The sequence below is a fragment of the Anaerococcus sp. HMSC075B03 genome, from assembly GCF_001815585.1.
Lineage (GTDB): Bacteria > Bacillota > Clostridia > Tissierellales > Peptoniphilaceae > Anaerococcus > Anaerococcus vaginalis.
The window spans coordinates 650-26,645 of record NZ_KV821203.1 but is presented as its reverse complement, the minus strand read 5'-3'; the positions used below and the strand labels follow the sequence as shown (position 1 = coordinate 26,645).

The following is a 25,996-nucleotide window of genomic DNA, read 5'->3' as shown; positions in this document are numbered from 1 at the left end:
TTCTCCTCTACTTTCCTGCTTGACGAATTTGTCTTTTTCCAAACCTAATTGCTTCAACCAAAGGTCTTTTTGATGGACAAATATATGAACATGATCCACATTCTATACAATCAAGTATGTGAAGATCTTGTGCCTTATCAAATTTTTCTTTTAATGAAAATTTGTGAATTAATAATGGCATAAGTCCAACTGGACAAACATTTACACACTTAGCACATCTTATACAAGGATTTGTAATTGGTGCTTTTGATTCTTCTTCGTTTAAAACTAAGATACAGTTACTAGCTTTTTCTACTGGTTGATTTATATTTGGTTGGGCAATTCCCATCATTGGTCCACCATTTATAACTTTTCCAGCATCTTCTGTAAGTCCGCCAGCTTCTTCTATCATATCTTCAAAACTTGTTCCAATTCTTACTAGGAAATTTGAAGGATTTTTTATTCCATGACCTGTAACTGTCATATATCTTTCTATTAGTGGTTTTCCGTAATAAACTGCTTCATAAACTGCGTTTGCACTTGAAACGTTTGAAACAATTACTCCAACATCCATTGGAAGACCGCCTGAAGGAACTTCTCTATGTAATACGGCATTAATAATTCTTTTTTCATCTCCTTGTGGATATTTGGTAACCATGGTTGCCACTTCAAGTTTTGATGAATTTTTATTTGCCAGTGCCTTTTTAACTTTTTCGATTGCTTCTGGTTTGTTATCTTCGATTGCAATAATTCCTTTTTTTGCATCTACTGCTTTAACAAGTAATTCCAAAGCATCTACTATTACTTCAGGTTTTGTTTTTAAAATAAAATCATCGCAAGTAACGTAAGGTTCACACTCAGCACCATTTATAATAACAGTATCAATTGGTTTGTTTGGTGAATATTTAATATGTGCTGGGAATGATGCTCCTCCCATACCTACAAGACCATTTTCTTTCATCGCCTCAACTATTTTTTCTTTAGTTAAGTTTGTAACATCTTTTCTTTCGTAGTTAATCTCTTGGTCATAGCCTTCTGTGTCAATAACAACAGCTTTGCTGTTTTTACCAGATGCTGTTTGGATATCGATTACACTTGAAACTTTACCATTAACTGATGAGTGAATATTACAAGAAAAATTTCCTACAGCTTCGCCGATAAGCTGTCCAATTTTCACTTCATCGTTTTTCTTAACTAAACATTTACTTGGAGCTCCAATGTGTTGAGTAAGTGGAATTGTTACAGTTTTTGGAATTTTTGCAACAATTAAGTCTTTTTTTTCGCTTAATTCCTTATACTCTGGAATTTTTACTCCATTAGCAAATGTTAAATTTTCTAGAGCCATAATCTCTCCTTTCATTTAATCCGTATACTAGCATTATAATTTATTTAAAAATATTATTCAATGATTATAATACATCAAATAATATTTTTTTAACAAATTTCTTATAATTTTTTATAGATAATGATTTTCTATCTTTTAATTCTTCCTTGCTTGGAAGTCCATCATCGTAAAATACTTTCATCAAATCATAATTTGAATTTATTTTTATTACATATTGTCTAGTTTCTTTTGTAGGAATTTTTGTTGGATCTGGGTCATGCTTGTCTATTTTTTTATCTGCAATTAGTTTGTCTATATTTCCTATTCCCCCATTATAAGCTGCAAGAGCTAAGTCGACATTATTATAATATTCATTCAAATATTTGAAATACCCTACTCCAAGATTTAAATTATAATCTACTTCTTTTAATTTATCTGGATAATATTCTTCTCCAATTATTTCTGCACTATGTTTTGCAGATGAATCTAATAATTGCATAAGTCCCATAGCATTTTGACTTGAGTGAGCTTCTGTGTCAAAATCACTTTCTACTTTTATAATTGATGCAATCAAAAGTGGGTCTACATTATATTTTTGTGAATATTTTTCTATTTCTTCTTGGTAGGCAATTTTTTGTCTTGATGTTTGATAGGCTACTATTGAAAAACTAATTATAACAACCATCACAAACGCTAATATTATTATTCCTATTATTTTAAAAATATTTTTTAAAGCTTTCATATATTCTCCAAATTTTTTAAAGCTATTTCTACTTTTTTTTCTAAATTTTCTAAGGACGTGCTATTATCAAAAATTACATCTGATTTTTTTTGCATTTCTAAAAAATCCTGACTGTTAATTTTTTTTAATGCAAAATCTCTTCCTATCTTATCTCTTTGCATTAATCTTTCTATTTGAATTTCTCTATCAGCGGTAACTAGCCATACATAATCACAATGAAATTTTTCTTTCATTTGAAAGTACAAGGGAATTTCTATAAAAATATTTTTCTCATTACTTTCTTTTATCAAATTATTTATATAAGCGATGATATTTTTATGAGTAATTTCATTTATCAATTCTCTTTTTTGAGAATTATTAAAAATTATTTTTGCTAAGATTTTCTTGTCTAAATTTTCTCCATCAAAAGCCTCGTCAAAAGCTTTTGATGATAAAATTTCTTTGTAATTTATTTGGTCTTTTTCTAGTAATTTCTTATTTATTTCATCGCTATCTATAACTTTATAGCCTTTTTTTCTCAAAATTTCTGATAAAGAAGATTTACCACTTGCAATTGTTCCAGTTATAACAATTTTATTTTGACTCATACATACTTTCTCCGCTATCTATGTCAACCAAAAGTGGAACGTTTAAATTTACAGCTTCTTGCATAGATGATTTTAAAATCTCCTTTGCTTTTTCCAAATCTTTTTTGCTTGCTTCTATGATTATTTCATCATGAATTTGTAAAACTATTTTTGCATCTATTTTTGCTTTTTGCAAATTTTGGTATGAATTTATCATGGCAAATTTTATAATGTCCGCTGCTGTTCCTTGAATTGGTGTATTTAAAGCGACCCTTTCTCCAAAACTTCTCACATTGAAATTTTTTGAATTTATTTCTGGAACATATCTTCTTCTATTAAATATTGTATTTACATATCCATCTTCTTTGGCTTTTTTAACAATATCTTTCATATATTTTTTAATTTCTGGATAGGTGTCAAGGTAATTTTCTATATATTCCTTGGCTCTTTTTCTTGGTATATTTAAATTTTGGCTAAGTCCATAATCGCTTATACCATAAATTATTCCAAAATTTACAGCTTTAGCCTCACTTCTTTGTAATTTTGTAACCTCATCAATTGGTGTAGAAAAAACTTCTGATGCAGTCTTTGTGTGTATATCAATATCTTTTGAAAAAGCCTCTTGCATTTTTTTATCATTTGCAAGATGTGCCAAAACTCTTAATTCAATTTGTGAATAATCTGCATCAATTAATACTTTCTCATCATCAGCTTTGAAAGCTTTTCTGATTTTTCTGCCCTCTTCGGTTCTTATTGGAAGATTTTGTAAATTTGGTTCTGTTGAAGAAAGTCTGCCTGTTGCTGTAACATTTTGCTTAAATGTTGACCTGATTCTTCCATCTTCATCAATACAATCTTCAAGACTTTCAAGATAGGTTGATTTTAATTTATACATTTCCCTATATCTTTCAATTTTTTCGATTATAGGGTGTTTTTTTCTTAATTTTTCTAAAACTTGAGCATTTGTTGAATAGCCAGTTTTTGTTTTTTTAATTATAGGAAGTTTCAAATCTTCAAATAAAATTTTTGAAAGCTGCTTTGGTGAATTTATATTAAATTCACTTCCAGCAAGCTCATAGATTATTTTTTCTAAATCTTCAAGTTCAAGAGAAACTTCATCTTTAATTTTCTCAAGCTCATTTTTATCACAAACAAAACCTGTTATTTCCATATCCGCCAAAACTTTGGATAATTTTATTTCACAATCCTTATAAAGATCATACATAGAAAGCTCTTTTAATTTTTGGGTTAAAATATCCAGACTATCTTCAATTGCATTTACAATAGATGCCAAATATTTGCCAAGATTATCAGAATCCAAATCCTTGTATGATTTTTTACTTTTTCCCTTACCAAGCAAATCTTCTTCATTTTCTACTTCATATTTCAAAAATGCTTGGCTAAAAGTTTTTAAATCATAAGATGACCTTGAAGGATCAATTAGATAGTGCATAAGCATAGTATCATCATAAGGCAAAGAAATATTTATCCCAAGCTTATCAAACAAGACAATGTCTTCTTTAATATCAAAAGAAACTTTTTTAGTATTATCATCCTCAAAATATTTTTTGAATTTTTCTACAAATTTTTCATCTGGATTATAAATGTAAGTTTTTGATGAAGGTGTTTTTATTGCTATTTTATAGGCATTAGAGTGAATATAATTGTCTCCCTCAAAAATGCTTTTAAAATAAAATACCCCATCTTTTTCAATATCATCTATTATAGAAAAATCATCAGAAAATGAATAAGAAAATTCTATTTCATCTTTTCTTTCTTCGCTAGTATCTTCAAATTTTTCCATAAATTTATTGAAATTATATTTTGAAAATTTTTCTCTCAAAGAATCCAAGTCTGGTTCTTTTACCTTTAATTCTGAAATTTTCATCCCAACTGGAGCATTTGTAACAATTGTTCCGATTTTTTTGGACAAAAAGGCAATTTGCTTTGAATTTTCTAGATTTCCCTTGGTTTTTTTGCCCTTAATATCATCCAAATTTTCATATAAGCCTTCCATAGACCCATATTTTTTTATAAATTTAATGGCAGTTTTTTCGCCAATTCCATCAACACCAGGAATATTATCAGACTTATCTCCCATTAAACCCTTAACATCAATTAATTGTTTTGGACTAAGACCATAATCATTTTCAATAGATTTTACAGTGATTTCTTCCATCTGAGAAATTCCTTTTCTTGTAAGAAAAACCACAACCTTATCATTTACAAGTTGAAAATAATCTTTATCCCCTGTAATAATTACAGTTTCAAGGCCTTCTTCCTTTGCAATTGTAGAAAAAGTTCCAACAATATCATCAGCCTCATAACCATCTATATCCAAATACTTTACATTTAATGAATCAAGAATGTCTTTTAAAATTCCAAATTGATAATTCAATTCGTTTGGCGCCTTATCCCTGTTTGCTTTATAATCTTCAAATTCTTTGTGCCTAAAAGTTTTTGTTTTCTTATCAAAAGCAACCAAAATATAATCTGGCTTATATTCTTCAACAGCCCTAAAATACATGGTCAAAAATCCATAAACACCGTTTGTCATAACACCATCAGCATTTGTAAGATTAGGAAGGGCAAAAAAGGCTCTAAAAATCAAACTAGATCCGTCAATTAGCATTACTTTTTTACTCATATATTTCTCCTTTCTATAAGTATAACACATTTTAATTTTCACAAAAAAATAAGTAGAAAAATTTGCTGATTAAAAATTTGAAAATTAAAATTTTAAAAAATTTTTTTAAAAAGGCATCAAAAAAAGCTATGCAATTTTGCATAGCTTAAATATGAAAAAAATAAAAAAATTAATGGTGCTGGTGGTGGGACTTGAACCCACACGTTCCGGAGAACAACAGAGTTTGAGTCTGTCTCGTCTGCCAATTCCGACACACCAGCATTAACACTACCTGATTATTATAACACCATTAATCGCCTTATGCAAATTTTTTTACATTTTTCTCAAATCATTAAAATCATTTCCCAAAATTTTTAAATTATTAATTAGTTTCATCCCACTTTTAGAAAAACAAAATTTCAAAGCAATTAAACTTGTCAATATTCCTATAAGAATTCCACAAAAAACATCTGATGGAAAATGAACATACAAATATAATCTTGAAAAAGCAATCAGGATTGCCAAAATACTTGCCATTATATTAATTGTTTTTGATTTTGAAAATAATAATATTACTGTAAGCATACAAAAAGAAATTGACGAATGCCCAGATGGAAATGATGGATCTTGAGGTTTTAAAACTAACAATTTAATTCCATCAACAATTTCAAAAGGTCTAATCCTCCCTATAGCAGGTTTTAAAATCAAATTTACAACTAATGCATTAAATAAAAAACAAACAATCATAAGCCTTGCCATTTTTTTATATTCTTTTGTAGTTAAAAAAATCAAAATCAATAATATCCAAAAAATTCCCATATTCCCAAGAGCAGTAATGGTTGTCATTATTTTATCCAAGATGGGACTTTTTATATTTTGAATTAAATTTAATAATGAAATATCTATTTTTGTTATAAAATTCATACTTTCCCCTTTATTTTCACAAATATAATATCACAAAGAAGAAAAATAAAAAAGACTGCGCTAAGCAGTCTCTATTGTACTTTTGTATTTATGGTTTCTTTAACCATTTGATCGGCTTTTAAAATTCTTGCTCTTTGATTTTCGTCAACTTTATCAAAATATTTTCCTCCTTCAAGGAAATCTTTTGTTCTGTAAACTCTTGAAAGTTTTCCATATTCATCATTTATATGTCCAACCCAAATCGGATAAAAATTAACTTCTCCTAATTTTACTTTTCCAGTTTTTGTATTTTTTTCTACATTTATGTCAAAGGCAACTGATTGTTCTGTTCTAATATCTCCCAAAGCCTCCAAGGATTGGTTTGATACAAAATTTCCACAAGCGTAAGCTATATATCCTTCTTTTCCATTTTCAGCTTTATATCTTTCTGCTGGTTGAACAACGTGAGGATGATTTCCAATAACTACATCTGCTCCCCACTTTATCATATTTCTTGCCAAAGAAATATGTTCTTGGGCTGGATATGATTGGTATTCTATTCCCCAGTGTGGATAAACTATAATAAAATCTGAATTTTTTCTAGCTTCTTTTATGTCTTCTTCTATTATTTTTTCATCCAAATAATTTATAATTTCATTTGGCTTATGATTTACTACTAAACTTTCTAAACCATTAACTCCATAGGTGTAAGCCAAAAATCCTATTTTCATATTTTTTACTTGAATATATTTTATCCTACTTTCTCCTGCTTTTCTTGTTCCGCAGTGAGCGATTCCTTCCTTATCCATAGCTTCTATTGTATCATAGATTCCTTTTTCTTCTGAATCTAGGGTGTGATTGTTAGCTGTTGAAAGTAAATCAAAACCCGCCTCTTTTATATCTTTCAAATATTCAGCTGGGCTTGTAAATTGTGGAAAACCTGAAGGTTGTCTATCAGGATTTATGCTTGTTTCAAAATTTCCAATTGCTAAATCAGAGTCTGATACAAATTCTTTTATATATTCAAATTGTCTAGAAAAATCATAATTTCCTTTTCCATAATTTTTTGCGTAATTTACTTGACCCATGTGAGCCATAATATCTCCAAAAGCCTTTATATTTATTTTTTCAACTTTTGAATCTGAATCATTTGTGTTTGAGTCTTTTTTATCAATTTTACTTATATTTATCTTTTTGTTATTTGAATCAGTACTATCGTCGTTTGATTTTTTTCTTTCTTTTATTATAATATTTTCTGCAATATTTGAATTAGAATCAGTTTTATCTTCATTTTTCTTACATGATGTAAAACTAATAGCTAGAAAAAATATAAAAATTACCGATAATATTCTCTTAATTTTTTTCATTTCTACTCCTTTATTTATATAATCATATACAATTATATATTATTCTATAAATAAAGTCATATTAGAATGAAATTTGGTATCTTATTGCAATTATACAAAGAATTACAGCAAGTGGAACATATAAATATCTTCCTAAATTATACCAACCATCACCGTGCTTACTTTTTGCACTTTTATTTATTTCATCCATCAAATCTTCTTTTTTCATTACCCAAAACCATGAAATGGCTCCTATAATTGCAGATATTGGAAGAATATAAATTGTTACAAAATTCATCCATGCTCCCCATTTTGCTATAGGATGTAAAAATAATCCACAAACAAATACAAGAATCATTAGAACAAGTAGGACATTAATTCTTTTTAAATTTTCAAATTTAGATGTTATTGCTTCAGCAACTGTTTCTATCATTGATTGAACTGACAATACTCCTGCAAAAACTATTGCTATATACAAAATAATTGCAAAAATTCTTCCTCCAGCTATTTCTTGTAAAACTTTTGGCAAAACAACAAAAATTAATTTTGGTCCTTGTGATTGGGAAAATCCAAAAGCAAAAGTTGCTGGTAGCATTACGAAAGTTGAAAGCATAGCTGCAACTGTATCAAGGCTTGATGTGATTGTTGATGAATGAACTATATCTTCACTATCTGGAAGATAAGAACCATAAACAACCATTACTGTTGAAACAATTGATAGGGAGAAAAATGCTTGTCCCATTGCACCTATCCACAATTTTATATCCAATAATTTTTCTGGTTCTAAAGTAAAAATAAATTTGTATCCTTCTACTGCCTTATTTAAAAATGCAATTCTTACTGCAAGAATTATAAATAAAATAAAAAATAGAGGCATCATAAATGAATTTGTTTTTTCTATTCCTTTTGTCCCATAAGCTAAGGTCAAAAATACAATAATAACTAATAAAAAATGTTCTTTTGTAAGTGCAAAATCATTTGTAGAAATTGATTCAAACCATACATTTGGATCTTGAGTCAAAAGTGATCCAGTAATTGAATCAAGAAGAGCTTTAAGTACATAAGTAATAACAACTGTATATCCAATAGCTAATAAAACTACACCAACTAAAGGAATCCACCTTATTACTCTTCCTACTCCTTCCTTATTTCTAGATTTCCAAACTTCTCTAAAAACTCCCATTGGCCCCGCTTTATATCTTCTTCCTACTGCACTTTCTGCAGAAAGACCAACACGACCAAATAAAAATACAAAGAATAAATAAGGAATCAAAAATGATAATCCCCCATTCATTCCAATTTTATAGGGAAAAGCCCATACGTTGGCAAGTCCTACTGCACTTCCAACGCATGCCATTATAAATCCCCATTTGTTACTAAATTTCGAATTATTTTCCATTTTCTTCTCCATAAATTTTAAAAAGTAACTTTAAATACTAAAGCTAAAATCGATAAAACAATTGCTATTGGAACATAAACATATTTTCCAAGCTTGTGCCATCCTTCTCCTGCTTTTTTCTTTGCACCACTATTAACTTCTTCCAAAATTTCATCTTTTTTCCAAAAATAAAACCAAGAAATTGCTCCAATTGATGCTCCTATTGGAATTATATAAATAGAAACAAGATCCATCCATGGACCCCATTTGCTAATAGCTTCCATATTAACGCCAATCAAAAATGTTACAAGACCAATTATAGTCAAAGCAGTAATTCTTTTAATTTTGTTATACCTGTGCATAAGAGATTCCGCTATAACTTCAAACATATTTTGTAAAGAAGAAATCCCTGCAAATACAACCGCAGTATAAAGAATTATAGCAAAAATTCTTCCACCTTTTATATTTTGCAATATAGTTGGCAAAACTTCAAATAAAAGTCCAGGTCCACCAGCTTGTGAAAGACCAAAAACCAAAATAGATGGAACAATTACACAAGATGACAACAAAGCTGCCAAGGTATCAAAAAATGCAGTAGATTTTGCTGCTGATAAAATGTCTTCATTTTTATCTAGATAAGAGCCACACACAATCATTCCACTTCCTGTTACAGAAAGAGAAAAGAAAGCTTGTCCCATTGCATTTTCTATAGTTTTTAAAGATAATTTGTCAAAGTCTAACCTAAACATATATTTATAACCTTCAAGAGCATTTGGTAAAGTTAAAATAAAAATTGCAATAATTAAAAATAAAATAAAAAATGCAGGCATCATAATTTTATTAGATTTTTCTATAGTATTTGCACCCTTCAAACAAGTTAAAAGTGTTACCAAAATTATTATAAAATGATAAATAACAACAGAGTAATCTTTATTTGAAAAAGATTCAAACCATTTTTTACTATTTACAACTAAAAGTTCTCCAGTCAAAGAATCTACTAAAGCTTTTAAAACATAAGAAACTATAACAGCATATCCAATAGCTATAAATAAAGAACCCAACAAAGGCAAAAAGCCGATATTTTTACTAATAAAAGAATGCTCTTTCTTATTATTTTTTGAATTTAAGGCATATTCATAAGAGCCCAAAGTTCCAGTTTCAGCTCTTCTACCTATTGCAAATTCACTTGATAAACCTACATAAGCAAAAAGAGCTACAAAAACTAAATAAAATAATAAGAAAAATATTCCACCTTCTTGGAACTTATAAGGAAAGCCCCACACGTTTGCCATACCAACGGCACTACCTACAGCTGTCAGGATAAAACCCAACCTCGATGAGAATTTTTTTTCTTTGTTCATATTTAACTCCTTTTTACTTTAGCACACCAAGGCGTCAGCGTACTATTGAACTTGTTTCATTATATCATAAATTTATTATTTGTAAAACAAATTTCAAAAATAATTTAAATATAAAAACAAATCATAATTTCATAAAAGTAAATCTACCAATAGCAATTAAATTTTTCTCATCATCAAAAACATCGCAGTCAATATTAGCTAATTTCCTACCAATTTTTTTCGCCTTACATTTTGCAAAAAGATAAGACGTCTTGCTTGCGGATCTAAGAAAATTTACATATCCATCGCTTGTTACAAATTCTCCATCAAAATATTCCGACGCTTTTTTGCCACAAGCCGTATCAATCAAAGTCATAGTCAAACCACCATGAACAATTTTATTTATATTTAAACAATACTCTTCAATAGGAACTCTTGTAATTATTTCTCCATCATCATCTTTCACATATTCCATTTTTAAATAATCAACAAAATTCATAAAATATCCTTTCTATTTACAAATCAATTATAACATTTTCTCGATAAATCCTTTAATAGTGATATAATTATTTAATGAAGGATAAATTATGAGAAAAATGCTATTTATATTATCGTCCATGGCAGGAAAAACCGAGTTCGATATTAATGAAAAAGATATAGAAAAAATTTATAATAAAAAAGATTTTGAAGAAAATATTCAAATAATTAGGACTTCTTATGAAGACCACGCAACTGATGCAGCCAAAGCCTTTATTGAAAAATATAAAAATTACAAAAAAACAATAATAGTTGGAGGAGGCGACGGCTCATTAAATGAAATTTGCAATGTGATTTATGAAAATGATTTGGAAAATACAAGTCTTGGTTTAATTCCTATGGGAACTGGCAACGACTTTTCCAAAAATTTTTCATACAAAAATTTCAAAGTAGAAAGTCTATTAAATTTAAAAGAAAAAAAGATTGATTTAATTAAAGTAAATGACAAAGTCGGAATAAACGTCTTATCCCTAGGATTTGATACAGTTGTTTTAGAAAAAGCCTACGAATATTTAGATAAAAATCCATCTTTAGGGAAAAAAGCATATTTTTTTGGAGTCATTAAGGCATTAAAATATTTGTCATATCAAAATCTATCATTAACTTTATATGACAAAAATTACAATGAAATAAAACTTGAAGATAAATTTTTGCTCACTGCTATCTGCAACGGTGGCTATTACGGCTCAGGATTTAATCCTGCCCCAAGCGCAAAAATTGATGATGGAATTTTAAATTTAGTTTATGCAAAAAAACTACCAAATATCTTGTTGCCATCTTTGATAATAAGATACAAACATGGACTTTTAGAAAATTCAAAATATTTGGATGAAATAAAGGTAAAAAAGGGACAAATAAAATCAAATGAAAAAATTTTAGCAAATATTGACGGAGAAATTTTTGAAAATAAAATAATAAATTTTGAAATTATTGAAAATTGTTTGTCTTGGACTTATTTTGATATGTAATTTTAAAAGGGATTGTTGTAAAATTATGAATAATCATCATTCTACAACAGTCCCTTTTTTATATCTAACTTTCTAATTTTGACACATAAGGATTATCTTTTATATAAAATCTATACAGGTAATCTTTCGCCTCTTTGGCATAATCTATTCCAATTCTTTTTGCTTTTATTATTTCAAAATCTTTCTTGCCATCTTCCATATAAAAATCTTTGGAAAAAATATCTTTACCATTAAAATTTTTATCAATTTTTAAGGCTTTTGTAAGTTTTGCTGGGCCATTGCTTAAATTTTTTCTTTGATAAATCGATAGGTCTTTATAATTTTTCCCAAATCTATTTTTTGAAATCAAATCGAAATTATCCAAAGGCTCAATTGCTCTCAACAAAACTGCCTCTGGTACTCCTTCTTTTACGCTTGATATATTTAAAAGAAAATGAATTCCATAAGTTTGATAAACGTACAAAGTGCCTGCATCCATATACATAATTTTATTTCTGTCAGTTTTTTTGCCTAAAAAAGTGTGGCACGCCCTATCATTTACTCCAAGATATGCTTCTGTTTCTACGATTTTAGCTCTTATAATTTGTCCATCAATTTTTCTAACTAAAATATTTCCAAGCAAATCATTGGCAAGATCTAGTGTATTTTTCCTAAAATATTTTCTATCAAGCATTGTTTTCTCCTTTATAAAAATAGCCCCTAAATCTTTTTGATTTAAGGGTTTAGTCTAGTTTTCCATTATTATTTTTTTAATATCACTTGGCCTATTTGCAATAAAATTTGCATTTTCAAATTCTTCTTTTTTTCCATAACCATAAGCTACAGCAATTGATTTTATGGCTAATTCATTGCTCGCATCTATGTCATAAGACCTATCGCCTATCATAATAGATTCATTAGCTTTTAAATTATTTTCAAAAAGTAGATGTTCGATTACCTTTTTCTTTGTATTTTTATCATTAGAAGAACCAGAAATATAGGAAAAATATTGCAAAATTCCAAAATATTCTAAAATTTTCTTAGAAGATTCTTCGCCCTTGCTTGTTGCAAGATAAATATTAAAGCCTTCATCATATAAATCTTCTATTAATTCTTTAACTCCCTCATAAAGAGAAGTTTCAAACAGACCGTTTTTAAAGTAATACTTTCTATAATAATAAACTCCATCATCAGCCAAGTCCTCTCCCAATTCTTTTACAAAAGAATCTCTCAAAGGCGGACCAATGTATTCATAGAGCTTATCTCTTTGATAAGACTTGCCCATTTTTTCCAAAGCATATTCAAAAGCATTCAAAATCCCGCTAGCAGATTTTGAAATTGTTCCATCAAGATCGAATATAATATTTTTAATCATAAATTATCCTTTCTGGTTTATTTTTCCAAACATTTTCAAAATAGATTCTATTTTCCATTATTTTTATAAAAAATATTATAGAGCTATTTTTTTCCATTTTCGAATTTTTGTCCTAAAAGTTCCAAAAGGTGCAACAGTATTGATGTGAATAAATTTATAAACTTCCCAAACTGCCGTTTTTGTTGCATCATCAGCCCATTTTCTCATGTGTGGTTTAAATAATTCATCATCACTCAAAGAATCAATCATTTTATAAATATCTTCAATATTTTCTCTTAATTTTTCCTTTAATTCTTTTAGTGATAAATGAGCATAAGTATCCGTAAAATATTGATACAATTCCCCAAGTTGATTCCACTTAAAATCTTCAGATGGCGTCTTAACTTCAATACCTTTCTTTTCATCCTCTTCCCATTTTAAAACTAAATTTGTCCAACCAACTTGATAAGCAAGGTTTTCAGCTGGAGTTCTATCAACTTCTTCAACTCTCTTATCTTTCAATTCTTCTGGAATATCATCAAATTCCGAAATATATTTTTCAAATTTTTTCTCAATTTCAGCTTTAAGCTCTTTTTTATTGCTGTAAGTTCTCATAAATTTCTCCAAATTTTTAAATATCTAAGTTTTTATAGAATTAATTATATCATAAATACTTATTAATAGCTTTTTCCAAAGAAAAAATTATCAATATTTAAATTTTCCCAACAAAAAAAGGCTGATTATTATCAACCTTTTAATAATTTTTATTAATAAATTTTTTAATCTACTTTTGCCCATATTTTCTAAATGTAAAATATATAAATGGAATCAATATTATTGAAATTAGCAAATATAATATAATTATCATTGGTATTTGCATAAATACATGACCAAAAATTTCATATAATATTGGTAGTTTTATGCAATTATATATATTCACTAACTGATCTGGTGTTATTTTAAATAAATTTTCAAATGGCAAGACTCTTCCAATAAATGGCGATACTACGAATAATATTATTGGAATACACAAGCTTAGAAGTGACGAATGTGTTTTGGCTGATATTAGCATTGTTAATACGCTTGCAAAAATGCTTCCAATATATCCTCCAATAATTATTAGCAAATATCTTTCAAAAAAAGTGTAATTATAAATACAATAACTGTATTCTAATTGAATGGGCGATTTTGCTCCGCTTACACCCATTATCGTAAAAGATATTATGCAAAGACTTAGCATTAATGCCCAATATATAATTGTTGTCATCAATAAGCCTGTTCCTATTTTTATCTTAACTCCCTTATTTTTTCCTAATTTTGTGCTAAAAAAAATCGAATCAGCTTTCAATTTAAAATCTTCAGTAAATATTTCTGATACAAGAAATGATATGCCAATAATCAATATTAATGAGTAGGTTGTTGCATATAAGCCCATAGTTATCCACGAATCGGCAGGTTCGTAATAAAAAGGAGTTTTATTTTTTGAAAATTTTTCTTTCAAATATTTCATTTTTTTCTCAGTAACTCCATATTCTTTTACCAATTTTTTTATATTTTCTTTCCTGATATGGTAAATATTTTTTGCTTTGCTGACTTCTAAAAAATCAAATTTTTCATAATCCATTTCACTTCCATAGGACAAAGTGCTTACCATAAAATCTTTTATATCCATATACTCTTGCGTATTTGTAGCATATATTTTTTCTGGAATTTGATTTTTATAAATAGCCTTAATTTTTTTATCTTTTTTTATTACATCTTCAAAGACATCAGAATTTAATTTACCCGCATATTTAGATTTTTTCTCGCTTAGCTTTCTTGGTGCAAATATTCCATTATGGGTATTTCCATTATTATCCACAAAACTTATGCTCCATACTGCAAATATGCTAAAAGAAACTGCTATAGCAAACAAAAATATCAATAAAATTTTATTCATACGATTGCTAAGTAATAATTTCATCTCATACCTTATCATATTTATCTCCACTTTCTGTTCTAAAATAATAGAAAAATACATCTTCTAGAGTGATTTCAACGCATTTTGCATTGTTGTCGGGCTTATCTTCTGATAAAATTCTCATTTCAACATATTCTCCACTCTCTTTTACAAAACTAATCGAATCCTTAAATTTGCTTATTACTTTATTTGCTTGATCGGATTTACAACGATAAGTCCATGCTTTATAAGAAATATTTGAACATAATTCGAAAGCACTTCCTTGTTTTATAATTTTTCCATCTTTCATGACAAATATATGTTTTGCAATAGCTTCAATATCAGAAACTATATGGGTAGATAAAAGAACAATCTTATCCTTGGAAAGCTCTCCTATTAAATTTCTAAATTTAATCCTTTCCATTGGATCAAGTCCAGCAGTTGGCTCATCAAGTATAAGTATTTTTGGATCATTTAATAAAGCTTGAGCAATTCCAACTCTCCTTTTCATTCCACCCGATAATTTTTTCATTTTTTTTGACGAATGAATCTGCATTCCCGTAATTTCTAATAATTTTTCAATACGCACTTTAGTCAATCTTTTATTTAATCCTTTTAAAGAAGCTATATAAGAAAGATAATCTTTGACACTAAGGTTTGGATAAAAACCAAATTCTTGCGGAAGGTAGCCAATAATATTTCTATACCTACCATCCATTTCAAATATATCCTCGCCATTATAATATATTTTTCCATCACTAGGTTTTAAAACCGTACACAAGATTCTCATAAGGGTAGTTTTTCCCGCTCCATTTGTGCCAAGAAGTCCATATAAGCCATTTTCCATTTCAATTGAAATATCATCAACTGCTATCAAATTCCCAAATTTTTTTCTAACATTATTCAAAACTAAGCTCATTAAATTTTTCCTCCAAATATTCAGTGTTATCGTGTAAAACTTTTTGAATAAAATAAAATAATAATAAGGCACACATAATAAAGATTAAAATCCATACTATTGGTGTTATTTTTAAATAGAGATTATCATTCAAAATTATTAACATCCATCCCATATTGGCAGCCAAACAAATAATCATTGTCACAAATTGATTTAAATATCTTTTTCTAGAAAAAGCCATCATACAAATGATTGACGCAATCATAATCGGAAATACGAACTGCCACAAAAGATCTACGACCAATATTTTTTGAATTTCTACCGCATAAATACAAAACACAGTTAAAATTCCTGTATCAATAAGTCCAAAGGCTATTAATTTAGCAGCATATACTCTTCTCAAATCAAAAAGTGAGCTTTTTTCAATTTCCATCGATTTATTTTCAATGTTTTTCCAAAGTTCTGGAATTATAAATATTACAAAAAGTGCCGCCAAAACACTCAATCCCCTTTGCATATAAACTATTTCTTTTGAAATAGAAAGCCAATATCCTGCAAAAAAAAGCAAAAGCATTTGTGCAAATAACCACTCTTTTTTAATAATTTTAATCTGCAAGGCAATAAATTCAATAAAGCCAATTCTATTTTCATTTTCTTCACTATTAATAAATTCTTTAGCTTTAAAAACTAATTTGTCAATTGCTTCATTGGAAGGCTTTTTTTCATTAAATTTTTCTATATTTCTTAGTATTTTTTCCATTTTTTTATCATACTTGTCTATTTTTTTCATCTTTCACCTTCCACATATTTTCTTATCATATCCTTGCCTTTCCTAAGCCTATATTTTGTTAATTCTAGTGAGATGCCACAAATCTTTGCAACCTCTTTTTGTTTTCTATCAAAAAAATAATACAGAATTATTACATCCTTAATATCTGATGGCAATTTTTTAACAGCTTCTTTAACATCTAAATATTCTATTTTCCTATCAGATTCTATAAATTCCAAAAATATATTTTCAGAAAAATCTTCAATATAAAGATCTCTATTGCTTGTCTTCTTTTTTTCATCAATACATTTATTACGAGCAATTGTATATAAATAATTTAAAAGTTTGCCTTTATGTTTATAATGATTAATTGTTTTTAGAAAAGTTAAAAATACATCCTGCGTTATGTCCTCAGCCGTATTTATATCCAAAGCATGATATTTGCAATAGTTAAATATATTTCCATAATATTTTCGTATTATAATTTCAAAAGCATCACTATCGCCATTTTTTGCCCTATATATCAATAAAAAATCTACGCTCATGCCTAACAATTCTCCTCAAATAAATCTTGCCCTTTGTAATGTTTAACGATCAAAAACTACAAAAAGATAGTTTAAAAATTTAATTTAAATAAATTATCCTTTAAATTCCATCTACAAGCAAAATTTTATTTTGCAAGTATTTGAAATTTTTCAAAAAAAAAGACGATGAAGATATACTCTCACCGTCCTATAATTTATATCAGTCTGTAATTCTCTTTTTTTCAATATGATAAGTTGTAAAATTAAATGCGACACAAATAAAAAATAAAAAAGACTAAATATTTCTCAGATAAATAGCCTTTAATATTATTCACACAGAAATAGATTTCTGTATTTATTTTTTAAACATTTCTTAAATAATTCTGTACTATATTTAATTTTGCTATTTTAAGATATAAAAAAATCCTATAATAAAAACAGCACACATAGATAAAACACTCAACCATAATTTATAGCGTTTTTCTATATCTAATAAATTAATATATCCAATCCAACTTGTAATTTGTACAATAAATATCAAAATAACCCAGATATTATCTAACTTAATCTTCTCATTAGTTACCATCCCAATCAGGATAGTAGCAAGTAAAAATACTATTCCTAATATTTTATTCATATATACACCTAATAACGACTAACTGAAACGATTGATTTAGATATATACCATACATGTCTTTTCCCAAGCCTACTACGATAATGCTTAACTTTTTTTATTGTAAATTTCAAACCATGGCTAGAATCATTAGGAATAAGTAATGTTCCTCCACCAACTATAGTGCTGATTGTTCCAATTACACTTCCTACAACTTGCCCACCAGGAACTCTTGTCAAAATTAAACCTACTACACCACCCACTGTTGCGTTGTACCGATAGTAGTTTTAAACTCTGCCCATGATATATATACAGTACTATATGAAGTATCTGAGCGAGGTGATATAATAGGATTCTGTTCATCGCTACTTAATGTTTTATTCGTAATGGATGAATAAATTGAACCATCCTTTTTATTTAAGATTAAGTATTCTTCTTCACCAGTAGTATTATTATAAATGGTAACCTTTCTTGTGTTATCATCTTCTTTAACACTAACACGCTCAATTCCATCTTTTGAATTTATTGTAACAGCATCGTTGCCATCTTCGCTTATTGAGTAATCTTGTCCCTCTATTTTCTCTATACCATAATTTTCACTTGCGTATATTGGTGAAATTAGACTTGTAGACATTACTAAAACTGTCAATATTAATACACTCATTCGCTTTTTAAAGTTTTTTATCATAATCTCTAACCTCCTTATTATCAATTATTTGTTTTTCAAATACAAACTATAATACTGTGTCAATTCTTATTCTCAAACTATAATATAAATAAATCTCCGTTCTTTTACCTCTGAGGATTCATATAATTTATCACAATTAAACCTACCTTTATTTTAAGAAATAACATAAATTAGTAATGCATTTTGCTAATTATTACTACAATTTGAATCTAAACATTTATAATGTCCTGTACCATCTAAATCAAATATTTGGTATATACAAACGTCCAAAGCATTTGCTATATCGTTAGCAGTTTTTAGGCTCGGAATCGTTTTTCCTGTTTCTATTTTATTTATACTTGTCCTTGATATTCCCACTTTTTTACCAAGTCTATGTTGTGATAAACCTAGAGGTTTACGGTATTTCTCGATTCTATTATTCATTATTTCACCTTTCTTTGGTTAACTATAGTTTAACGCAATCTCATCCAGGTGTCAATAATTCATCATATTTTTTAATTACCTTTTCCTCGTATATTGTTACATAATATCTATGTTAATACTTTTCCATTTTGCCTTATTGCTCTAAGTGTTTCTTTGAATTCTTTTGTCTTTGTTGCTTCTTCTAGTAGGATTTTTATTTCTTCATCTGTTAGTTCTTCTGCATTTTCTATAAAGCTTTCTAAGATTGATCCTCTTATTATGAGCCTATGAGTTCTTTCTTTTCTTCTTTTCACTATGTCTTGTTTTAATATCTTTTGTTCTTGATTTTTTAGTTGCCTTAATCTTTCTTCTGTATCGTCTATTTTTTCTTTTATTTCTTTTTACTCTTGTCTTATTTGATATAATTTTTTCATACTAATCTCCCTTCTTGCAATAAAAAAGACGATAGAGTTTTTATTTTCTATCGCCTAGGTTATTTATCCTATTTATTTTACACCCATTTCAATTTTGCAAGCTATAGGTATCTCTATAAAAAATACTGTATATTGTCCAAACTCACTTGTTACTCCTATGTCTCCTCCCACATTATTAAGTATTTTTTTTACTATTGATAAGCCTAATCCCATTGATTCTTTATCAGTCGACCTAGCTTTATCCACTGTGTACAATGGATTAAATATTTTATCTAATTCAGATTTCTCTATGCCCTTTCCATTGTCTTTAAATTCTACTATAACTGTATCTGGGTTTTCTTTTGCAATTATATCAATTTCCAATGGATTTTCACCTCTATATTTTATAGAGTTTGAAAACAGATTTTCTAATATGATTTCAAGCATCCTATCAGATAAACCTATAACTGTACTTTCTTTTATATCATTTTTGTAAAATAAATTTTCTATTTCAATTGTAAATGATCTATTTAATTCATCTACAATTCTATCTAAAGATTCTTTAGCTCTGATATTATTTATTTCTTTGTCATATATACCAAATGATGAATAATCTTTTAGTTGTTTGATTCTATTATTTAATTGTTTGATCTTTTTGTTTATTATCCTTATATATTCATCTTTTTTTTCTTCGCTATCAGCAACTCCGTCACTTATTCCATCTATATGGGCTTGTATTACAGATAAGGGAGTTGATAAGTCATGGCTTATAGATGCTATTATCTCTTCTCTTTCTTCCTTTGCTTTATTTTCTCTTTCCCTATATAATTTTAAAGACGCTACCAATTTATTAAAATTATCCAATAATTCTCCTATTTCATCTACCCTATCATTTTCTATATATAAATCATATTCTCCTTTAGATAGCTCTTTAAAATTATCTAGCAAATTATATATAGGCTTTATAATAATCTTATCTACATAAGCTAAAAATATAGTCGATATAATGACAATTACTATAGCTATTAATATAGAAATTGATGTTAAAGATAACAAAAGACTTTTAGGTTCTTTTTCTGGTATTCCTAAGACCAACAAAAATAAAATTGGTATTAGAATGATTGATATGACAAATATTATTAAGTTTTTTTTAAGTGATTTAGATTTCAAATTTATAACCTACTCCCCAAACTGTTAAAATATATTTTGGATTCTTTGGATTATCTTCGATTTTTTGACGGAGTCTGTTTATAGTAACGGTAACAGTATTCAAATCTCCATAACTATCGAAGCCCCATATTCTATCATATAATTGTTCTCGACTAAAAACTTGTCTTGGATTTTTAGATAAAAATATCAAAAGTTCAAATTCATTTCTACTTAAATCAAGATCTCTACCATCTTTTTCTACCTTATATTCCTTAGTATATATTCTGATATTTTCTAGGTCTATTATTTCAAGATTTTCCTTATTGAAAACTTGGCTTCTTCTTAGCTGAGCATTAACTCTTGCAAGTAATTCTCTTGGCCTAAAGGGTTTGGTAATATAATCATCAGCTCCAAGATCAAGTCCCTTTACCTTATCAAATTCATCAATTTTTGCTGACAAAATCAAAATCGGTATTGTAGATTTTATTCTTATATTTTGGCAGATTTCATAACCATTCATACCTGGAAGCATTAAATCTAATATTACTAAGGACGGCTTAAATTTATCAAAAATTTCTATTGCCTCATCTCCTTGAGAACAAATTTCTACCTCATATAGCTCTTTTTCTAGATAATCTTTTATTATATTTGCCAAGTCAAGTTCATCTTCTACGATTAAAATTCTACTCATCCTATCCTCTCCTATTTTAATATTTCTACCCTTTTAAAATAGGAAATATTGACAAAATATAAGATTAATATACCTATTAAAGATATTGCAATATACAAGCTAAGTTCAATACCAAATTCCCCTTTGATTAAAAGAGATGGTATTTTATAAACATGTCTTACTAAAAATAAATATTTTAATTTTTCAGGACCTATTAAGCTTAGAATATAATATAAAAATCCTATTCCCATAACAATTGAAGCATTTTTTAAAAAAAGACCAGCATATACAATAAACATAGCCAAACATATTAGTGGCAAGATAATAGAAATTTCACTAAAAAGTACATTAATAAAGGCTCTTATTCCCTCTAACTTTACTCCTCCAAACAAAATAGCTTTTTCATCAGAAATTAAAACTGTTCCGTCATTAAGCATTATTTTGCCAACCAAAAAAGATGATATTATATCAAAAATCACTAAGGCTATTAGCCACATGATTATAGTAAATATTTTTGCTTTTATTAAATTTTTTCGATCTCCATTTACCATTATTGATAATTTGATAAGACCTTTTTCATACTCTATAGCTGTTAAGTCTGAAGATATATAAATCACAAATAAGACTAAAAACAAAACTGTATCTGGAACTGAAACTAAGGGAAATGACATCCAATTCATATCCGTATGAATAAATTGATTCGCTTTTACTATATGAGAAATTAAAATTATTAGAAAAAATAGATAATAAAACTTATTTTTCCTTTGTTTATATAACTCAAAATCTATAAATTTTTTCATATCTCACCCTAATATAAAATATCTTTCTTTTCTAAATAAATATTGCTTATTATTAAAAGTAAAGCTAATAATATCCCGCTTGCTAATATTAGAATATTAAATTCATTAGCTGACACATTTTTTATCATTGTAAATTTTTCTCCCATGCTTGTATTAAAGAAAAATATAAGACCAACAATAGAAATGATATTTGCTAGGCTTACATTTTCAATAAATAATCCTATTGACATACTTAATAAGCCGTAGGTAATTGTTGGTAAAAGAATCCTCCCATAAGTTACGAATGTATAGATTAAATCACTAGCTTTTGTAAATCCTTGTCTTATTAAAGATAAATCACTCATGTTTTTAAAATATAGCATTCCAAATAAATAGCACAAGATAACAAAAATTGTAGTTGCCATTATACAAAATATTGTAAAGGCAATTTGTTTGCTAACTAAATTTTTAATTCTTGACGGTTCTTTCAATATGCTCAATTTCATTGTGCCTGCTACTAGGTCTTTTGTTACTAAGGCATTTGCTAAAATTGGTATGAAAAATATTAATATTTGCATATAAATATCTAAAAGGCTTGCAGGAAAAGTATAAAAACTATCAATATTCCACACTCCTTCTTTTGGATCATACATGGTAATATTCATCCAAATCAAGAGTCCGGCTGATAATAAAAATACATATCCTATCTTTGATTTAATGATTTTCTCTAATTCATTAATAATTAATGCTTTCATTTTTCCCACCTACTTTATCAAAGAACAGTTCTTCAAGATTAGATACATTGTTTTTTGAAACTAATTTTTTTACATCACCTTCTATACATAATTTTCCGTCATGTAAAATTCCAACCCTATTGCAAATACCTTCCATTTCATGGAGAAGATGGGATGAGATTATAAATGTTTTATTAGAAGTTTTTGCCAAAGATACTATAAGTTCGTTTATATCCCTCATACCATACGGATCTAGTCCATTGGTAGGCTCATCTAAAATTATTAAATCTGGATTTCCTAATAAGGCATTAGCAATACCAAGTCTTTGTTTCATACCCATAGAGTATGAGGCAAATTTATCTTTGCTCCTATCTTTTAGACCTACTAATTCAAGTAATTTATCAATATCTTTATCACTTGTACCATCAATTAGTTTTGCCATTAATTTTAAATTTTCATATCCAGATAGATTTTCATAAAACTTAGGAGATTCTACCATAGCACCTATATTTTTAATTGCTTGATCTCTATTTTTTATTACAGACTTTTCATTTATTAAAATTTCTCCAGAATCAGACCTAATTAATGATGTAATCATTCTAATAGTAGTTGTTTTCCCCTCTCCATTTGCTCCAAGAAAACCATAAACATCTCCTTTAAACACAGTCATATTCAAATTATTTATAATCTTTCTTTTACCATAAGATTTAAATAAATTTTTTATTTCAAGTACTTTTTCGGACATAATTTCCTCCTTTGATGATTCTATTATAAGAGGTAAATATAACAAAACTATAAAAATAACATAATTTTTAACTAATTTTTGAATAACAATCAGTAATATTATTTTAATTAGTCTTTAAATTTCATATTAAAAAGCGACTAAACTTATAATTCAATCGCTAAATTTCTTATATATTAAATTGTTTAATTGAGACTTCTTACCCTTACCATTTTAACCTCCTAATTTTGAGTATAAAAAAAGACGATAGAGTTTTTAATTTCTATCGCCAGTGATTATCTAATATTTATTTTTCTTTAAACTGATTCTATTGTATAGCTTAATAATTCTATTAATCCAATTATAAAAATTAAACTGGGATTCATATCAAACCCCAGTTTTATAATTAGCGTGTTCTTTTAATATAATTTTGATCCTGCTGGAATATTATCATCCAGCATTATTAAGTTAAGTTTTTCTTCACCGTCATACTCACAAATTGCAGATATAATCATACCTTCTGAGTCGATTCTCATCATCTTACGTGGAGGAAGATTACAAATTGCAAGCAGTGTCTTTCCAATTAAAGACTCTGCGCTGTAATAATCTTTAATACCAGATAGAATAACTCTTTCTTTTTCAGAACCATCATCTAATGTAAATTTCAAAAGTTTTTTTGACTTAGGAACTTCTTCGCAGTTTTTAACCTTTACAACTCTAAAATCAGATTTTGAGAAAGTTTCAAAATCTACATAATCTTCAAATAGTGGTTCAACTTTTATTTTTGATAAGTCAATTTTTTCTGTAGCAACTTTTCCATAATTTTCATTTGATGAGATTTCATTTTCTGATTTTTCTTTTCCTATTGGCTTCATTGTTGGGAAAATCCCCTCTACTTTAGATAATTGTCTAAATCTCTATAAAAGTCTATTTTATGGTACTTTTCCATTTACGACAATTTGCTAACTCTCTATAAGTGCCTATAGATTTCTAGCAAATTGTCGTAAATTTGTCGTAAGCTGTCGTAAATTCTAAAATATAAATTTCATCGCTTTTTCAAATTCTCCCATCTGTTCTATCTTAAAATCTTCTGTTGCATCTACATATATATCCATTGTTGTACTAATATCAGAATGACCTAGAATAGACTGCATTGCTTTTGTATTTATATTTTGTTCATTAAGCCTTGTAGTAAAGGTGTGTCTGAAAATGTGATTGCTTAAATGTGGAACTAATAGAATATCATTAGAGCTCGATTTATTTTTATCCATTATACTTAAATTGCAATCTCTAACAATTCTTCTTAAAGCTTTATTAAGTGTTCCATTATTGTGAACCTTTCCGAACCTATTTAAAAATACAAAGTCTTTAAATCCATCGATTGAATCACAACATTCGATTCCAAAAGTCTTTTGTAACTCTCTTTCCATAAGAAAAGCATCTTTTACTTTTTGAACCATAGGAATACTTCGCTTACCTGATACTGTCTTCGGTGTATTAATAGCATATCTATTGTTTAATCCTTTACCTTTACTATAATATACCAAAGTCCTATTTACATTTATAAGACCATTATCAAAATCTAGATCGTCCCATTGCAATCCTGTAACTTCTCCAACTCTCATTCCTGTCCAAAGCATAACAATGAATATTGGATACCATTTTTTATATTCATCACTATTAGATAAATATTCTTCAAATAGCACTTGTTCTTCTATTGTCATGGCTTTTTTCTTCAGAGATTCATTTCGATAAGCTACTTTCAATTCCTTCAAAGCATTGTCAGATGGATTAAATCTTATATATTCGTCATCCACTGCTAATTCTAAAACCTGATGTAAGACAGTATGAACACAATCTATGGTAGAAACCATCAATCCCTGATCTTCCTTTAATCTGTTATAAAAACTTCTAACATCAGATCTTTTAATATCAGATAGTTTAATGCGACCAAAAGTCGGTTCGACAAATTGTTGATACATATAGATGTAATTTTTAAAGGTATTATCTTTTAAACCTCTTTTTACCTTTGTCCATAGCTTAAAAGTATCATTTACAGATAAGCTACTTCCTTCGTTGTTGATTCCATCTATAGTATTGCGTAAAATATCTAATTCCTTTTCTCTTAATTCTTTTAGAGTTTTCGCATAGATAGATTTTCTACGACCTATTTTGTCTTGCCACTTAAATTCATAAGTGCCATTTGATCTTTGATATTCACCGTCTTTTAAAACAACCCCTTTACTATCTTTGCGTCTTTTTACCATAAAAATTCTCCTTTTTTGATAAAAGACACGCTATAATTATTATACCGCATTAAGCGTGTTTTATATATAGTTTTAGATTAAATAGAGAACTGTCTATTTAAATATTCTTCCATTAACTTTTTCTTAATAAGACGCTTACTACCATTAAATAATACAAAATCGCAATCATTTTCATCCGTTAATTGTCTAACTTTATCTTGACCAATATTAAAATATTCAGATGCTTCTTTTAATGTTAGAAATGCTTTTTCACAAACACGAACTACTTTTATATTTTCATTAATCATAAATCCTCCAAATAATATATTTAAAATATTTATTTTAATATTTTTAAAGTTTTTTGACATTGACAAGTGCATTGGATTAGCAACATAGGAATCTCACCTCC

At 27.8% G+C, this 25,996-nt stretch carries 29 protein-coding genes, 1 tRNA gene and 1 pseudogene; 1 reads left to right on the top strand and 30 read right to left on the bottom strand.

All coding sequences use genetic code 11. The features are described from left to right. Positions 1-7: 7 nt before the first annotated feature. From rsxC to HMPREF3045_RS07760, 10 genes are all read right to left on the bottom strand, one after another. A complete protein-coding gene (gene rsxC, locus HMPREF3045_RS07805) occupies positions 8-1,324 on the bottom strand; it encodes an electron transport complex subunit RsxC (RefSeq protein ID WP_070738441.1) in 1,317 nt (438 codons plus the stop codon). A 64-nt stretch (positions 1,325-1,388) separates the two neighbouring features. Beyond that, complete coding sequence (locus HMPREF3045_RS07800; RefSeq protein WP_019118000.1) at positions 1,389-2,045, bottom strand: lytic transglycosylase domain-containing protein; 657 nt, start codon at positions 2,043-2,045, stop codon at positions 1,389-1,391. Continuing rightward, positions 2,042-2,632: a dephospho-CoA kinase gene (gene coaE / locus HMPREF3045_RS07795; protein ID WP_070738439.1), complete on the bottom strand. Its 591-nt coding sequence runs from the start codon at positions 2,630-2,632 to the stop codon at positions 2,042-2,044. Before coaE ends, HMPREF3045_RS07800 begins: the two co-directional genes overlap by 4 nt. Next, positions 2,619-5,258, bottom strand: a complete 2,640-nt coding sequence (gene polA, locus HMPREF3045_RS07790) for a DNA polymerase I (RefSeq protein ID WP_070738437.1) — start codon at positions 5,256-5,258, stop codon at positions 2,619-2,621. Before polA ends, coaE begins: the two co-directional genes overlap by 14 nt. 173 nt (positions 5,259-5,431) lie before the next feature. Further along, a tRNA-Leu gene (locus HMPREF3045_RS07785) sits at positions 5,432-5,518 on the bottom strand. Between the two features lie 52 nt (positions 5,519-5,570). Next, complete coding sequence (locus HMPREF3045_RS07780; protein ID WP_070604894.1) at positions 5,571-6,161, bottom strand: phosphatase PAP2 family protein; 591 nt, start codon at positions 6,159-6,161, stop codon at positions 5,571-5,573. A 71-nt stretch (positions 6,162-6,232) separates the two neighbouring features. Then, positions 6,233-7,507 carry a CapA family protein gene (locus HMPREF3045_RS07775; RefSeq protein WP_070738435.1) on the bottom strand — a complete coding sequence of 425 codons (1,275 nt, stop codon included), beginning with the start codon at positions 7,505-7,507 and terminating at the stop codon, positions 6,233-6,235. A 61-nt stretch (positions 7,508-7,568) separates the two neighbouring features. After that, positions 7,569-8,885, bottom strand: a complete 1,317-nt coding sequence (locus HMPREF3045_RS07770) for a sodium-dependent transporter (RefSeq protein WP_070738433.1) — start codon at positions 8,883-8,885, stop codon at positions 7,569-7,571. 17 nt (positions 8,886-8,902) lie between these two features. Then, on the bottom strand, positions 8,903-10,225 hold the full coding sequence (locus HMPREF3045_RS07765; protein WP_070606296.1) for a sodium-dependent transporter: 1,323 nt from the start codon (positions 10,223-10,225) through the stop codon (positions 8,903-8,905). Positions 10,226-10,346: 121 nt separating this feature from the next. Then, positions 10,347-10,703, bottom strand: a complete 357-nt coding sequence (locus HMPREF3045_RS07760; protein WP_070738431.1) for a PaaI family thioesterase — start codon at positions 10,701-10,703, stop codon at positions 10,347-10,349. Positions 10,704-10,791: 88 nt separating this feature from the next. On the opposite strand from HMPREF3045_RS07760, the gene HMPREF3045_RS07755 reads away from it, so the two are divergent. Next, positions 10,792-11,709 carry a diacylglycerol/lipid kinase family protein gene (locus HMPREF3045_RS07755; protein WP_070738430.1) on the top strand — a complete coding sequence of 306 codons (918 nt, stop codon included), beginning with the start codon at positions 10,792-10,794 and terminating at the stop codon, positions 11,707-11,709. A 64-nt stretch (positions 11,710-11,773) separates the two neighbouring features. On the opposite strand, the gene HMPREF3045_RS07750 is transcribed toward HMPREF3045_RS07755, so the two are convergent. From HMPREF3045_RS07750 to HMPREF3045_RS07655, 20 genes and pseudogenes are all read right to left on the bottom strand, one after another. After that, positions 11,774-12,382 (bottom strand): DNA-3-methyladenine glycosylase, encoded by a 609-nt coding sequence (locus HMPREF3045_RS07750; RefSeq protein ID WP_070738428.1) that lies wholly within the window; start codon positions 12,380-12,382, stop codon positions 11,774-11,776. 54 nt (positions 12,383-12,436) lie between these two features. Beyond that, positions 12,437-13,063: an HAD-IA family hydrolase gene (locus HMPREF3045_RS07745; RefSeq protein ID WP_070738426.1), complete on the bottom strand. Its 627-nt coding sequence runs from the start codon at positions 13,061-13,063 to the stop codon at positions 12,437-12,439. Positions 13,064-13,138: 75 nt separating this feature from the next. Then, positions 13,139-13,657 carry a ClbS/DfsB family four-helix bundle protein gene (locus tag HMPREF3045_RS07740; protein WP_070738424.1) on the bottom strand — a complete coding sequence of 173 codons (519 nt, stop codon included), beginning with the start codon at positions 13,655-13,657 and terminating at the stop codon, positions 13,139-13,141. A 169-nt stretch (positions 13,658-13,826) separates the two neighbouring features. Continuing rightward, on the bottom strand, positions 13,827-15,020 hold the full coding sequence (locus tag HMPREF3045_RS07735; RefSeq protein ID WP_070738422.1) for an ABC transporter: 1,194 nt from the start codon (positions 15,018-15,020) through the stop codon (positions 13,827-13,829). Then, positions 15,007-15,900, bottom strand: coding sequence for an ABC transporter ATP-binding protein (locus HMPREF3045_RS07730; protein ID WP_070738420.1), 894 nt, complete (start codon positions 15,898-15,900; stop codon positions 15,007-15,009). Before HMPREF3045_RS07730 ends, HMPREF3045_RS07735 begins: the two co-directional genes overlap by 14 nt. Further along, positions 15,881-16,669, bottom strand: a complete 789-nt coding sequence (locus HMPREF3045_RS07725) for a hypothetical protein (RefSeq protein ID WP_070738418.1) — start codon at positions 16,667-16,669, stop codon at positions 15,881-15,883. The genes HMPREF3045_RS07730 and HMPREF3045_RS07725 overlap by 20 nt, the downstream gene beginning before the upstream one ends. Then, positions 16,666-17,193, bottom strand: a complete 528-nt coding sequence (locus HMPREF3045_RS07720; protein ID WP_070738416.1) for an RNA polymerase sigma factor — start codon at positions 17,191-17,193, stop codon at positions 16,666-16,668. Before HMPREF3045_RS07720 ends, HMPREF3045_RS07725 begins: the two co-directional genes overlap by 4 nt. A 382-nt stretch (positions 17,194-17,575) precedes the next feature. Continuing rightward, positions 17,576-17,809 (bottom strand): hypothetical protein, encoded by a 234-nt coding sequence (locus HMPREF3045_RS07715; RefSeq protein WP_004838505.1) that lies wholly within the window; start codon positions 17,807-17,809, stop codon positions 17,576-17,578. An 8-nt stretch (positions 17,810-17,817) separates the two neighbouring features. Then, complete coding sequence (locus HMPREF3045_RS07710) at positions 17,818-18,024, bottom strand: hypothetical protein (RefSeq protein WP_070738414.1); 207 nt, start codon at positions 18,022-18,024, stop codon at positions 17,818-17,820. A gap of 11 nt (positions 18,025-18,035) precedes the next feature. Further along, the gene (locus tag HMPREF3045_RS07705; RefSeq protein ID WP_070738412.1) at positions 18,036-18,473 is read right to left on the bottom strand and encodes a hypothetical protein; all 438 of its coding nucleotides are present in this window, start codon (positions 18,471-18,473) and stop codon (positions 18,036-18,038) included. A gap of 186 nt (positions 18,474-18,659) precedes the next feature. After that, positions 18,660-18,896: a helix-turn-helix transcriptional regulator gene (locus HMPREF3045_RS07700; RefSeq protein ID WP_004838503.1), complete on the bottom strand. Its 237-nt coding sequence runs from the start codon at positions 18,894-18,896 to the stop codon at positions 18,660-18,662. A gap of 107 nt (positions 18,897-19,003) precedes the next feature. Continuing rightward, positions 19,004-19,270: a DUF3847 domain-containing protein gene (locus HMPREF3045_RS07695; protein ID WP_257244391.1), complete on the bottom strand. Its 267-nt coding sequence runs from the start codon at positions 19,268-19,270 to the stop codon at positions 19,004-19,006. Positions 19,271-19,381: 111 nt separating this feature from the next. Further along, on the bottom strand, positions 19,382-20,458 hold the full coding sequence (locus HMPREF3045_RS07690) for a HAMP domain-containing sensor histidine kinase (protein WP_070738410.1): 1,077 nt from the start codon (positions 20,456-20,458) through the stop codon (positions 19,382-19,384). Next, on the bottom strand, positions 20,448-21,128 hold the full coding sequence (locus HMPREF3045_RS07685) for a response regulator transcription factor (RefSeq protein ID WP_070738408.1): 681 nt from the start codon (positions 21,126-21,128) through the stop codon (positions 20,448-20,450). Before HMPREF3045_RS07685 ends, HMPREF3045_RS07690 begins: the two co-directional genes overlap by 11 nt. Positions 21,129-21,139: 11 nt before the next feature. After that, on the bottom strand, positions 21,140-21,907 hold the full coding sequence (locus tag HMPREF3045_RS07680; RefSeq protein WP_070738406.1) for an ABC transporter permease: 768 nt from the start codon (positions 21,905-21,907) through the stop codon (positions 21,140-21,142). An 8-nt stretch (positions 21,908-21,915) separates the two neighbouring features. Continuing rightward, complete coding sequence (locus HMPREF3045_RS07675; RefSeq protein ID WP_070738404.1) at positions 21,916-22,641, bottom strand: ABC transporter permease; 726 nt, start codon at positions 22,639-22,641, stop codon at positions 21,916-21,918. Beyond that, entirely contained in the window at positions 22,622-23,365 is a 744-nt protein-coding gene (locus tag HMPREF3045_RS07670) for an ABC transporter ATP-binding protein (protein WP_070738402.1), read from the bottom strand. The genes HMPREF3045_RS07675 and HMPREF3045_RS07670 overlap by 20 nt, the downstream gene beginning before the upstream one ends. A gap of 395 nt (positions 23,366-23,760) precedes the next feature. Next, positions 23,761-24,228 (bottom strand): annotated as a pseudogene (locus tag HMPREF3045_RS07665) (lysine--tRNA ligase); the annotation flags it as partial. Between the two features lie 144 nt (positions 24,229-24,372). Further along, positions 24,373-25,608, bottom strand: coding sequence for a tyrosine-type recombinase/integrase (locus HMPREF3045_RS07660; protein WP_002836633.1), 1,236 nt, complete (start codon positions 25,606-25,608; stop codon positions 24,373-24,375). 77 nt (positions 25,609-25,685) lie between these two features. Beyond that, complete coding sequence (locus tag HMPREF3045_RS07655; RefSeq protein ID WP_035109578.1) at positions 25,686-25,895, bottom strand: excisionase; 210 nt, start codon at positions 25,893-25,895, stop codon at positions 25,686-25,688. Positions 25,896-25,996: the final 101 nt, after the last annotated feature.